Origin of the sequence: Brucella tritici, from assembly GCF_008932295.1 — a bacterium.
GTDB classification, from domain to species: Bacteria; Pseudomonadota; Alphaproteobacteria; order Rhizobiales; family Rhizobiaceae; genus Brucella; species Brucella tritici.
This window is the reverse complement of record NZ_WBWA01000028.1, coordinates 1-11,855: the sequence shown is the minus strand read 5'-3', so window position 1 is coordinate 11,855 and position 11,855 is coordinate 1. Positions and strand designations below refer to the sequence as shown.

The window sequence follows — 11,855 nt, the reverse complement described above, 5'->3', positions numbered from 1 at the left end:
CCATGGCATCAAGACTACGTAAGGGCGTTACCGGCGCTCTGACGGCTCTTGGTATCTCAGCGGTAGCATTCATCGGCACACAGGAAGGTCTACGCCTCAAGTCTTACCCGGACATCATTGGCGTTTGGACGGCCTGTTATGGTGAAACCAAGAATATCAAGCCGGGAATGACCTTCACCAAGCCTCAGTGCGACAAGATGCTGGCCGACCGCTTGGTAGAATTTGAGACAAACATGCGGTCCTGTCTCAAGGCTCCAGATCAGATACCGGATAAGCCATATCTGGCCTTCCTCTCACTCGCTTACAACATCGGGTCACCAACCTTCTGCAAGTCCACGATTGCCCGCAAGGCAAACGCCGGGGACCTCTCCGGGGCGTGTGATGCCATCACCTTGTATAATCGTGCAGGAGGCAAGGTGGTGAAAGGTCTCGTAGATCGCCGGGAACGTGAACGGGCTTACTGCAAGGCCGGTATTTAATGTCCAAATATGCAGACCTTACGATAGCCTGTTTTGGCTTCCTTATCCTCATGGCGGCAGGAGTTACCGGATACACTAAAGGATACCGCGTAGCAGAAGCCGAGTGGAGCTTGAAGCTGGCGAACGAAAAAACAGCAATCACCAACTCTCTCAATAAGGAAATCCAGAGGCAGATAGACGCTAACGCAGAAAGCAAGAAGCGTGAGGCCGAAAGGATTGCCGCAATGGAGGCAGAAAATAAGCGCCTAGAAGAACTCGTAGGAGAACTGCAAGATGCGGAGAAGCTTGACCCTAATAGGGATCATGGCGGCATCTCTCATGATAGCGGGATGCGTATCAACAAAGTCCGTTGAAGTAGTCCCGCCACCGAAGCCCATCATATATCCAATTGACCAGACACTTCTAGAGACATGCCGGGAAGCCTCAGAGCTACCTAACAGGGCGATAGTCCAGAAGGAAGTTGAAGCGCTTTGGATAGCAGACCGGAAGGCACTGACACAGTGTCGTACCCGTCACCAAGCCCTAACCGAAACAATCCAAATCCGGGATGCCCTTATTCAGGCTCCCTAAACATATCCGCGTAACACGACACTACGCATTTACACAAGGAAAACAAAATGAGCGTTTATACCGATTCCCGTTCGACTCCAGGTCAGAAGCCAAATGGTAGCGATGATCGCGAACTCTTTGCACGTAACTTCACGGATTACGTCCTTGAGGCATGGGAAGAGACGTTCGACTTCGAAGGTCACACTTTCGTAAAGCCGATCACGTCCGGTAAGTCGGAAGTATTCCCGATTATTGGCCGCAAGCGTGACGCTGTGGACCACGTTCCGGGTGAGATTATCCTTGGTGGCAAGGTCCCGCATAACGATGTTGAAATCGGCCTTGACGCAATGATTATCGACTCCGCGTTTATTGCCGAGATTGACGAGCTTCTGGCGCACTACCCGCTTAGCCGTCCGTATGCATCGCAGCTTGGTCAGTCCCTCGCCTCGGAGTCGAATGCCCGAATTGGCCGCACTCTCATCAACGCCTCGCGTATGGCTACGGGTCTTGGTGGCCTTCCGGGTCATCCGGCACCGGGCTACTACTTCGATCCTGAGGTAGCAACCGATCCGGCCAAGCTTGAGGAAGCCGCTTACAAGGGCGTGGAATATATCCGCACCAACGATATTGGCGGTGGCGCAATGACCTACTGGCTCCCATGGCAGCAGCAGCTTTTGCTGGCCCGCTACATCGGCATCGACTCCCAGAAGACGACCGGCTCTGGTAACCGTTCCAAGGCTACCGTTGGTCTGGTTGCAGGCATCGACGTGAAGGGTACGAACTCCATCCCGAAGACTAATGTTACTGCGGGCCGTGAAAAGTACCGTGGCGACTTCACCAAGACGGTAGGCGTTATCGCTAACCCTATGGCCGTTGGTACGCTTCGCCGCCGTGGTATCCGCGTGACGATTGACGATAAGAGCGACCGTCTGGGTACTCTCATGATCGCTTCCAAGCTGGAAGGCCATGGCCCGCTTCGCGGCGAGTGCTCCTTTGAAGTCACGAGCGCAGACCGCGCTCCGGTGGCTGGCGGCGAATAATTAACTCCACAACTTACGAGGCTCCGGCGAAAGCCGGGGTCTCCCCTTCAATATGGAGTAGGACACAATGGCATCACTTGAGGCCCCGCGCAGGATTACCGAACTAGATGCGGTGAACATCATCCTGCACAATGCCGGTGAGGAAACCGTTATCACCTTCGGGCCGAACTCCAAGCCTAGCGCACAGAAGGCTAAGGAGATGCTGGCAGAGGAGAGCATCCGGTTACAGTCGGATGGATATAACTTCTGTACCAGCCGCAACCTAAGACTTTCCCCGAACTCCTCAGGGGAAATATTCCTCCCCGATAACATCCTTTCCTTCCAACCAACAGGACCGTCCGCATGGATGGACATTCAGGAAAAGAGCAACAGACTTTACGATGCGTCCAATGACTCCCTACGGTTCAACTCCGAGGTATTTGTTGAGGCGGTATTGGCTCGCCCATTCGCAGACCTCCCACAGCCCGCACGGTGGCTAATCGCCCTTAATGCGGCCATGAGGTTTGCAAACTCCGAGAACCCCGGCAATGCAGGCTTGAGGGTGACCGCTAAGGACATCGAAGCGGCAGAGCGCAGCCTTAAGCAGTACGACAGACGCCTACGGAAGGGCGGACTACGTAGACACAATCCCCACTTTAAGAGACTTCGAGGTAACAGGTAATGGCGACTGACTCACAGACCCATACCAGCCTCATCCAAGGTATCAGCCAACAGTCTGAAATCGCCAGAGGTACAGCAAGCTGTGAGGACCAAGAGAATTGTCTTAATGAGGTTCTTCTGGGAGCAGTAAGCCGGATGGGATCGACCGTAAGAGCGGCCTTTGCGGCTACCTACGACGAGCCTTATGTCCATGAGATGGTTCGGTCTGGAGATGAGCAGTATAATATCATCATTGAAGGTGGAAGCCTTCGCATCTTCAACCGTGTCACCGGACAAGAGGCGGCGGTATCGGGAGACATTGGTAACTATCTCGCGCAGAGCGGACCAGCCCGCAAGGCTTTCCAAGCGGTCACGGTAGGAGACACAACGTTCCTTCTCAATAGGCAGCGTGTAGTATCCATGAGCGGTATTACAACCCCCGGTAGGCCAAACCAAGCGGTAGCTTACATTAAGGCCGGTGGATACCTCATCACGTATACGCTCAATATTTACGTCAACGGTAGGGGCTATACAGCATCTTTTACCACACCAGATAACAGTGAGTCGAAGAACGCACAGTTCATAACTACGGACTATTTGGCGGAACAGTTTCGGGTTGCACTAATAACGACTGTCTTTCCAGCTATTGCAAATGATGGCGGCGGCGGGTTTTCTGTTAATCGGTACGGCAGCACTCTGGTTATACAAGGCGGACACCTGGAGTTCGACATTGAGACTTCGGATGGTGTAGGCGATACCTATTTCGTCTCTTTCCGGGACAGCGTTAAGACCATCACTAACCTTCCTACGAAGTGCGTCAACGGTTATCAGGTTTCCATAGCACCGGACGGCTCAGCGGATTCCGAACGTTACTACCTCCAGTATTCGGGCGGGGTTAACACCGGAAAGTGGGTAGAGGTGGCGGCTCCGAATACGATTACCGATATTGAGCCCTCGACTATGCCTCATCTCATTGAACTTGTGGGCCTCAACCAGTTCCGTGTTCGCGCAGCAACATGGGGCAAGCGCTTGGCGGGGGACGGTAAGTCAACCTCTAAGGACCCCTCCTTTGTGGGATACCCGATCAAGAGCCTACAGTTCATCGCGGGGAGACTTGCGGCAGTTTCCGAGTTCAACGCCATCCTGTCCAGAGCTAGAAACGGCTATGTATTCTTCCCGGATACCGCACAGACGAACCTTGACACAGCCCCGATTGATTATGACGCCTCGAACGGTTCTTCCACCCTCATTGAGCATGGTGTCGTAGCGGGAGGGAAGCTCCAGTTTTGGGGAAACCTCCAGCAGACATATTTGGATACGGGACAGGAATCCTTGAAGGAAAAGACCACTGAGGTCCTGCCGCTGGCCAACTATGAATATGACGGCGAGTACCCGCCGAAGCCGATTGGCCTTTCGTCTCTTCTTTTCGGGACAACCGTGGGGCGGTGGGGCGTAGTCACCGAGGTATTCTTTAAGGGCGGCGTTCCTCAGGGTGAAATCGTCGTTTCGGCCCACGTTCCGAAGCTACTTGATGGAAAGTTCCGAACGATTGCCTCAGGTCAAGCTACTGGGAAAATCCTATGCCTGACCACGAACAAGCCGAACATGGCTTATCTCTACCAGTCATACAATCAGGGTGCAGACCGAGTACAATCCGCTTGGAATAAGTGGTCCTTCCCCGCGCCCCGTAAGATTCTTTGGGCAACCATTATGGGATCGGTCGCCTACTTCCTCTTCCAGTGGGACGGCATATGCACCCTTGAAGTGGTCCAGTTGGACGCGGAAGGGGATGAGCCTAATGAGAAATTTCCTCTCAGGTTAGACCACCGTGTCAGTGAAGCAGGGGCCGTTTACAATGAGGCGGGCTATTTCACTCTGACCCTCCCTTATAACGTGGACGATGCCAAGAGGTCTTATTTCTCTTGCTTCGAACGCGAGGATGTAGCGGAGTTCTCTCAGCGGGGCAGACAGTTAGGATATACGTGGGTAGACGCTCGGACCATCCGCGTCCCGACTGACAGCCCTAGCCGCAAGTTCTTCTTCGGTTCGATCCCTGTTGCCCGGCGCAAGGATACCCGCTTGTTTGCACGAGACAGGGCAGACCAGCCGATTATCCATGACAAGCTCCTCATCTACCGCGTTTCCGTCTCCCACAAAGACACCGTGGAATATGACATCGTGTATCATCGGCGGGACGGTTCGAAGGTCTCACAGACTTTCACCGGACGTATCCTTGGTGACGCAACCATCATGAATCAGGACGTTCCGGTTACGACAGGAAGTTTCACAGCTAACGTCAACTCAGTGGCAGAGGATGCCGTTATCGAACTGGTCAATAAGACCCCGTTTCCGGCTATCTGGACCGCCATGAAGTACACGTATGAGCTTACCGTCAAGGCTGGACGATGAGGTACGTTTTTGAGGAAGTATCCCGTAGACGTATCGAGCAGGCAATGGATGACATCCGACTGGCAGACCTCAAGGAGTGGTACGCCGGGACAGGCACAACGGACATCCCCGAACATCTATCTTACGTCTATGATAGCGCAGCCTACGGAAAGGTGGCCATAGGGAAAGACAATGAGGTCTTACTGGCCTTCGGAGTCGATCCTTGGGAACCAGAGGTTGGGAACATTTGGATGTTTGCGACAGATACCGCCGAGAGATTGGCCGTGTCACTCCACAAGGAGGCATTGAAGTATCTGGAAGAGATGCAATCCCTATTCCCGACACTCCGCGCCCTCTCCGATAGTCGGAACACCAAGCATCATCGTTGGCTAGAATGGCTAGGCTTCTCCTTCATACGTGAGGAAAGCTCCGGGCCGTTCGGCCTCCCATTCAAACTCTATACGAGGAGACAGTAATGTGCGTTTCAGCCGCCGTAGCGGTAGCAACGTCTGTGGTCTCCTTCATGTCAGCACAGGCAGATTATGACCTTCGGGCAGAGCAATGGCAGCAGAATTACGTCAATGCGCTTGCATCGGGCCGCGACGAGCAGAACCAACTCCAGGTCAGAATGATCCAAGAGCAGGACGCTAATGTCCAGCGCCAGCACCTTAATGAGATCGAAGGGGCCGAAGTTAAGGCCGAGGCCGAGGTTTCAGCCGCTAATGCCGGTGTATCGGGTATCTCCTTGGATAACATCCTCGCCGGGATCAACCGCAAGGTTGGCATGAAGAAAGTAGCCGACGAAACCAACCATATGAATACCGTAGCGCAGCTAAGCCACGAGATGGAAGCGACGAATACCAATATTCAGAACCGCATCAATTCCGTCCAAAGGCCGACCTCGCCGAACCCTCTAGGCTATGCCCTACAAGGCATCGGTGGAGCGATGGACGCCTACGCGAAAGCTAAATAAGGACCCGTAAGTGGCAAGATCACAAGTTCGGGAGGTCTCAGGACCTTCCGAGATTCGCCCAGTAGCAGCCCCCGTAAGTACCTACGTGCGGCCTGCCGATCCGGGGCGGAACTCTCTTGCAGACCTCGCAAATGGTCTAGCAGCATTTGACCAAGGACTTAGCTCCTTTATGGCCGTCCGTAAGCAGGAAACCGAAGAGGCCGATAAGGCCCGCGCCATTACGGACTTCCACCGAAACAACCAAGTATCCTACGCCGAGGCGGTGCGTCAGGGTCTTATTCCTGCATCGTCAAGCCGTTCCTATATGGAGTGGTACAAGCGCTCACAGGGCGAGCTTGCCGGTCTCAAGCTACAAGACAAGTTCAATCTGGATTACCAGCAGTGGGAAGGACGCAATTCCGCCGACAGCACAAGCTACTCCGCGTGGGCTTCCCAGTGGATGAAGGAGAACGTAGGGGCAGAACAAGACCCCGATACGCTCAAGGGACTTGCTCCCCATCTGGAACGCCTCGCAATGGGTGGCATGGACACCTTTATGCGGGATCGAAACAACCGCATTGTGGAGGACGCAAGGGCAACTTCCGGCTCGCTCATTACGGACAACCTCCTCAGGGCGGTGGATGACGGGAAGGCGACAGGACACATTGACTATGATTCCGTCTGGAATCGGACAATGGAGCTTCGACAGGAAGCCCTATCCAAGGGCGAGGACCCCGTAGCATACGACAAGATGATGGTGGACACGATCCTCCTTCAAGCCGAGACTTCGCGGGATGACACCATACTGTCATTGCTGGACAAGAACCTTCCGGGCCGGGACAAGCCTCTTTCCTATGATCCAGATGTTCGCGGAAGGATCGCACAGTCTCGTGAGCGCATTGAGAACAAACTGGCCTCCCAAGCGACAACCGAGGGGGTTGCACAGGAACGTGCCGATAAGAAGCAGCATGAGGAATATTGGTCCGAAGCCGTAGCCTTGATGGCCAACGGTGAGGAAGTTCCCGAAGACCTTATCGTCAAGCTTTCCCGTCGCGATGGTATGGCCCGCATGAAGATCGCCAAGTATAAGAAAGAGTACGGCGATATGGACGTTGAAGAGGACCCGAAGGCTATCCTTGAGGTCATGTCCAAGATTTATGCTGGCGGTGGGAAAGATGTCGTCCTTGAAGCACAGGAAAAGGGCATCATTCTAAAAGCCGAAACTCTCCAGAAAGCCTATTCCACGGTTGATACTGTTAGGAAAGCTTCTCAGGACGATGGTGTATTCTCTTCCGCAACCTTTAAACAGTACCAGAAGTTCATCCTTAATAGCACTTCTACCGGACCACTGGACTTCAACGGTGCAAGGGAATTGACAGAGGAAGGTATGGAGGCAGACGGCGATTTTCGCATGATGGTCTTGAAGTGGGAATCCGAAAACCCCAAGGCCGGTATCATAGAGCGCGAAAAAGCCATCCGGGAAATTGGCGAAATCATTAAGGGCCGTCTCGTAGCCGATCCTAACGGTTCGGGCGACCAGAAAATGTATGTCTCCGATAGTGACCGCGAGAAACTGGAGAAGCAGGCGCAAGAGCAAGAGCAATCATCCGCAACACCACAGACACCAGCCACTCCCCCGGTTCAACAGGCACAGCGGGAACCGGATGGCGGAATCTTCTCGTATATCCCCCAGGTCATAGACGATGTGGGCCAATATGTATTCGGTACTCCCGACAAGGAAGAGTTCTCCAACGGTGACGAATACCGTGGCGCTGCAAAGGCTACCTCCCCTCTTGGACAGGCCGTAGAGAACAAGGCGAGGAATGACGCCATCACGAAACTTGCAGAGAAGCGGGGCATATCGTTTGAGGATGCGGAGAGCCTAGTCAATCAGCGTGTCCAGAAGATTCTTGAGGATGATCCAGCAAAGGCGGTGTCTCAGGAATCCAAGGACAAACTGACAACCCTCTTCCAAGACCCCCCAAAGTTGGAACGCCTTACGGCTTCTAACGTCCCTGTAGCCCCGCTCCTTAATCTCTTTGGTAAGACCGAGGGGACCGACAGAGGGGAAGGATACAATGAGACTCTGGGTTACGGTCGATACACTGGTGGCAGCGTTAACCTTGTAGGAATGACGCTTGGTGACATCGATAAGCTCCAGACACAGATGCTACGCCATCCTGATAATAGGCATAACTCATCAGCAGTCGGACGTTATCAGGTTGTTAGAACCACGTTGCGCGATGTTAAGCGGGAACTCGGTCTTACGGACGACATGAAGTTTACCCCGAAGTTGCAGGATCGTATTGCCATCCGCCTCCTTGAGCGGAGAGGTCTCAAGCGGTGGCTATCCGGCGCGATGTCGGACGATCAATTCATGAACAACCTTGCCCTTGAGTGGGCATCTATCCCCAAGGCGTCAGGCCGTGGAGCATATAGAGGCCAGAGAACGGGTAGTTCTACGGCAGGCGTAAAGCAGGCCCTCAATGCAGTACGTTCTAAGAACTCTGCCGGATAGACCTAAGGAAACAATATGGAAAATGATGAACTCTTTAATCAGGCTCTTCAAGAGCTTGATGGGGAGGACGTTGCCGCACCTTCTGAGGACATCCCACAGGGGGAGGCAGTAGCGACCCCCGAACAGCAGCCAGAAGACAAATCTTGGTGGCAGCGCGGCGTGGACATGTGGAAGTCAGCCGGTGCAGGCATCGCGAAGGCAGGCTTGGAAACGAAGGACTTCATCTTTGGTGAACCCGCCGAGGAGGATAAGTCCAACTTCCGTAAGCAATTTGAGCAACGATCCAAGGAACTTGCCGACGACAGTATGGCTAATTCGCTCACGATGGGCGTCTCCCAGATCGTCACCGGCCTTATTGGTGCTGGCAAGGTCATGGCCCCAGTGAAAGCCGCCAAGTGGTTTCAGGCTGGAGGCAAGGCCGCTCAGGCAGGCTTTGAGGTAGCACGAGGAGCAACAGCCGGTGCGGTCGTTCTGGACCCGCATGAGGAGCGTCTTTCAAACTTGGTCGAGACGTTCCCGGACCTCCAGAACCCCGTTACGGAATACCTCGCAGCCAAACCAGACGATAGCGCCGCCGAGGGCCGCTTTAAGAATGCCCTCGAATCCATCGGTGCGGACTTCGCCCTCATGGGCGCGGTGAAGGCCATTAAGTTCCTCCGGGCAGGCGATCAGGTAGCAGCCGACAAGGAAATTGCGAAGCTGGCTAATCCTGAGGGCGAATACAAGAACTACCACGATGCCGCCACGAAGGACCGCACGGTAGTAGGTCAGCAAGATGAGTTTGGTCTGAATATCGAACAGACACAGAAGGAGATGCCACTTGAGCGCAGCGACAACGGGACTTCTAACGGTACTGATAATCCAGCAGCAGCAACGCAGGCAGCGGGAACGGATGTTGGAGGAAGCCCAAAGGCGGCAGGAGCAACAGAAGAAGAAGTCACAGACAAAGTAATATCTGGCTCTTCCAAACCACGAGGACCAGATGGTGAGGTAGCGATTCCGACCGAGGCAGAACCACCCAAGGTAATCCAGTCGGAAGGGATCAGCGACGACGACTTGGCGTCTATCCTCAAGGGTCAGGAAGATGACGCAAAAGCTCTCCAACAATACGGCTCCAAGGAAGCCGCCATGGAGGCAGGACATAAGTTCAACCAAGGGGTATCCCTACCGTGGCAGAAGCTATCGGGTACGGAAGATACCATGAGCTTAATCCGCCAGACAGCGGATGTTTTGAAGCCCCGTTATGACATTGCCAAGGGCGGGGACGTTTTGAAGGACTCCAGCGTCAAGAACTTGGCGGATGAACTGGGCAGAAACTTCAACGAAGATCCCGCATTGATCCTTGGTCAGCTTGCAGAGGTTGGTGAGAAAGCTAAGGAGATGGTCCCCTTCATGGAGGCCGGGATGCGCATCTCCAATAAGATGTTTCAGGATGCGGACGCATTGGCATCACGTATCCGCAATGGTGCGTTAGAAGAGTTTGATGGGAATGCCGCAGCGGCTAATCAGGCCCTTAAGAAGCGCATCACGGCGGCGGTGGATGTCATGGCATCGGTGGAATCCATCCTTTCCAATAGTGGTAGATCACTGCGACGGGCAAGGAGTGAGTTCCGCAACACGGCAGAGGACCTAGCGGGACTCCGCAACATACCGGACGATAAGCTTGCAATCGTCATGGAGAAGGCAGGGGGAGACCCCGCCAAGCTTCGGATGCTGGCTAATCGGAACTGGCTGGAGCGGGTCATGGACAAGTCCACGTTCTATATGACGAATGGACTCCTGTGGATGTGGCCTACCCATCTGGTTAACATGACGACCAACGCTATGATGCTGGTTGGACGGCCTACGGAAAAGATATTTGGGTCTGCCGCCCTCCAGCTTGTCACGAAGGATGCCGCCAAGAAGGCAGAACTTTCCAGCATCTCCAGACAGGCCATGCGGGAGTATACCTATATGGTTTCGTCCATTGGTGACGGCCTTAAGTCCGCATTGGAAGCTTTCCGGCGGGGTGACTCCATACTTACGCCTCACAACTCCGAGTATTTCAATTCGTCCTCCACCGGGATTGCAGCCGACGCACTGAATTGGAAGCCGGTTAACAGTGTGTGGGACGTGGTGGAAAATGCTTGGACATCCGCAACGTGGCAGAACATCGTTGGACTTCCGACGCGGACAATCGGCGGTGCAGATGAGTTCTTCAAGCTTCTCCGCTATCGTTCGGTCGTGCAGTCTCGTGCGTATGTTAAAGCCGTGGAGAAGGGTCTTAATCCTCAGGAGACCAAGGCGTATATCGAGAAGTCCCTTAACAAGGCCATCGATCCAGCAAGCGGACAAGCCTTGGACCAGACGGCACTACTTGAAGCGCAGACCACGACATTTCAGCAGGACCTCAATTACGCTACGACGATTGGCGGCTCCCTTGGGCGTGGTATTCAGAATCTCCGCAAGTCTGCCCCAATCACGGCTCTTATCCTCCCGTTCGTGAAAACGCCGGTCAATGTTCTCCGCTATGGCATTAAGATGACTCCCGGTTTGAACCTTGCACAGAAAGAGTACCGCCAGATGCTTTCCGGGCAGATGGGCGCAGAGGCGAAAGCACATGCGATGGGTCAGATGGCTATTGGTTCTCTCTTTGCAAGTTTCGTGGCCCATCAGACCTTGAATGGTACGATCACCGGGGCGGGTCCGAAGGACCAGAAACTTAAGCAGGAGCTAATGGCGACCGGCTGGCGTCCTTACTCTTTCGTCTCTACGGATGCGGAAGGAAATAAGCAGTACCTCCAGTTTAGCCGGTTCGATCCTGTAGCAACCGCTATGGGATTAGTCGCGGACGTGGTGGAGATGTACCAGAAGGACCCGGAAAGGGACTATTCGGACGTTCCACCGGCTCACCCAACCAAGTATACCTTTTTGGAAGTTTCTCACTGAGTCCCGGAAGTCCTGACATGATGCTATCCACAAAGCCTCTTGCCTCACGGATATAAGGGTCAGGGTTGGTACCGCGAAGAAGGGAACTTCCGGGAATCATGGAACCTGCCGTCCTTCCAAACCACTTGGGGCCGAACTTTTCAGGATCGTCAAACGCCTTCACCGCTGAGTTGATATTCTGGAGGAACGTCTTTTCCCCCAAGTTCTTAGCCATGGCGATTGAGATAGCGAGGGCAACGTCCGAATAGTCCCTTTCCGGGTCCTTCTGGTACATCTCCACCACGTCCGCGACTAATCCCATAGCGGTTGCTACAGGATCGAACCGGCTAAACTGGAGGTACTGCTTATTTCCTTCCGCATCC

9 protein-coding genes are annotated in these 11,855 nt (G+C 54.0%); all 9 read left to right on the top strand.

Annotated elements, in window-relative coordinates:
• The first annotated feature begins 2 nt into the window (after nt 1-2).
• The 9 genes from F9K91_RS21135 to F9K91_RS21095 all read left to right on the top strand — a co-directional run bounded on the left by F9K91_RS21135 (nt 3) and on the right by F9K91_RS21095 (nt 11,493).
• Nucleotides 3-479, top strand: a complete 477-nt coding sequence (locus tag F9K91_RS21135; RefSeq protein WP_151678648.1) for a lysozyme — start codon at nt 3-5, stop codon at nt 477-479.
• The gene (locus F9K91_RS21130) at nt 479-832 is read left to right on the top strand and encodes a hypothetical protein (RefSeq protein ID WP_151678647.1); all 354 of its coding nucleotides are present in this window, start codon (nt 479-481) and stop codon (nt 830-832) included. The genes F9K91_RS21135 and F9K91_RS21130 overlap by 1 nt, the downstream gene beginning before the upstream one ends.
• Nucleotides 833-1,096: 264 nt before the next feature.
• Complete coding sequence (locus F9K91_RS21125; protein WP_151678646.1) at nt 1,097-2,068, top strand: major capsid protein; 972 nt, start codon at nt 1,097-1,099, stop codon at nt 2,066-2,068.
• A 67-nt stretch (nt 2,069-2,135) separates the two neighbouring features.
• Nucleotides 2,136-2,729, top strand: a complete 594-nt coding sequence (locus F9K91_RS21120) for a hypothetical protein (protein WP_151678645.1) — start codon at nt 2,136-2,138, stop codon at nt 2,727-2,729.
• A complete protein-coding gene (locus F9K91_RS21115; protein WP_459562245.1) occupies nt 2,729-5,116 on the top strand; it encodes a phage nozzle protein in 2,388 nt (795 codons plus the stop codon). The genes F9K91_RS21120 and F9K91_RS21115 overlap by 1 nt, the downstream gene beginning before the upstream one ends.
• Nucleotides 5,113-5,571: a hypothetical protein gene (locus tag F9K91_RS21110; RefSeq protein WP_151678643.1), complete on the top strand. Its 459-nt coding sequence runs from the start codon at nt 5,113-5,115 to the stop codon at nt 5,569-5,571. Before F9K91_RS21115 ends, F9K91_RS21110 begins: the two co-directional genes overlap by 4 nt.
• The gene (locus F9K91_RS21105) at nt 5,571-6,068 is read left to right on the top strand and encodes a virion core protein, T7 gp14 family (RefSeq protein ID WP_151678642.1); all 498 of its coding nucleotides are present in this window, start codon (nt 5,571-5,573) and stop codon (nt 6,066-6,068) included. The genes F9K91_RS21110 and F9K91_RS21105 overlap by 1 nt, the downstream gene beginning before the upstream one ends.
• Nucleotides 6,069-6,237: 169 nt before the next feature.
• Nucleotides 6,238-8,565, top strand: a complete 2,328-nt coding sequence (locus F9K91_RS21100) for a lysozyme family protein (RefSeq protein WP_151678641.1) — start codon at nt 6,238-6,240, stop codon at nt 8,563-8,565.
• A 15-nt stretch (nt 8,566-8,580) separates the two neighbouring features.
• Nucleotides 8,581-11,493, top strand: coding sequence for a hypothetical protein (locus tag F9K91_RS21095; RefSeq protein ID WP_151678640.1), 2,913 nt, complete (start codon nt 8,581-8,583; stop codon nt 11,491-11,493).
• Nucleotides 11,494-11,855: the final 362 nt, after the last annotated feature.

Coding starts and splice junctions, on each gene's coding strand:
- F9K91_RS21135 (WP_151678648.1), top strand. CDS start 3: ATGGCATCAAGACTACGTAAGGGCGTTACCGGCGCTCTGACGGCTCTT.
- F9K91_RS21130 (WP_151678647.1), top strand. CDS start 479: ATGTCCAAATATGCAGACCTTACGATAGCCTGTTTTGGCTTCCTTATC.
- F9K91_RS21125 (WP_151678646.1), top strand. CDS start 1,097: ATGAGCGTTTATACCGATTCCCGTTCGACTCCAGGTCAGAAGCCAAAT.
- F9K91_RS21120 (WP_151678645.1), top strand. CDS start 2,136: ATGGCATCACTTGAGGCCCCGCGCAGGATTACCGAACTAGATGCGGTG.
- F9K91_RS21115 (WP_459562245.1), top strand. CDS start 2,729: ATGGCGACTGACTCACAGACCCATACCAGCCTCATCCAAGGTATCAGC.
- F9K91_RS21110 (WP_151678643.1), top strand. CDS start 5,113: ATGAGGTACGTTTTTGAGGAAGTATCCCGTAGACGTATCGAGCAGGCA.
- F9K91_RS21105 (WP_151678642.1), top strand. CDS start 5,571: ATGTGCGTTTCAGCCGCCGTAGCGGTAGCAACGTCTGTGGTCTCCTTC.
- F9K91_RS21100 (WP_151678641.1), top strand. CDS start 6,238: ATGGCCGTCCGTAAGCAGGAAACCGAAGAGGCCGATAAGGCCCGCGCC.
- F9K91_RS21095 (WP_151678640.1), top strand. CDS start 8,581: ATGGAAAATGATGAACTCTTTAATCAGGCTCTTCAAGAGCTTGATGGG.